1 rRNA gene is annotated in these 366 nt (G+C 46.4%); it reads right to left on the bottom strand.

What is annotated here, in order from left to right:
• Positions 1 to 112: 112 nt before the first annotated feature.
• Positions 113 to 366: ribosomal RNA gene (locus CJF42_RS26450) — 23S ribosomal RNA — on the bottom strand; the annotation flags it as partial.

The following is a 366-nucleotide window of genomic DNA, read 5'->3' on the forward strand; positions in this document are numbered from 1 at the left end:
TGTTCTTTTATAAATTCGGTCTGCTGATATCAATATCGTAAAAGTGCTCTACTCTAGTTAACACTCACTTCTGCTTGTCTTCTGTCTCAATACAAAACCACTTTGGTGTTGTATGGTTAAGCCTCACGGGTAATTAGTACAAGTTAGCTCAAGGCCTCACAACCCTTACACACCTTGCCTATCAACGTTGTAGTCTCCAACGGCCCTTCAGAGAGCTTATAGCTCTAGTGAGAAATCATCTCGAGGCCTGCTTCGCGCTTAGATGCTTTCAGCGCTTATCAGTTCCGAACGTAGCTACCGGGCAATGCCATTGGCATGACAACCCGAACACCAGCGGTTCGTTCACTCCGGTCCTCTCGTACTAGG

This window comes from Pseudoalteromonas sp. NBT06-2 (assembly GCF_002276045.1).
GTDB lineage: Bacteria > Pseudomonadota > Gammaproteobacteria > Enterobacterales > Alteromonadaceae > Pseudoalteromonas.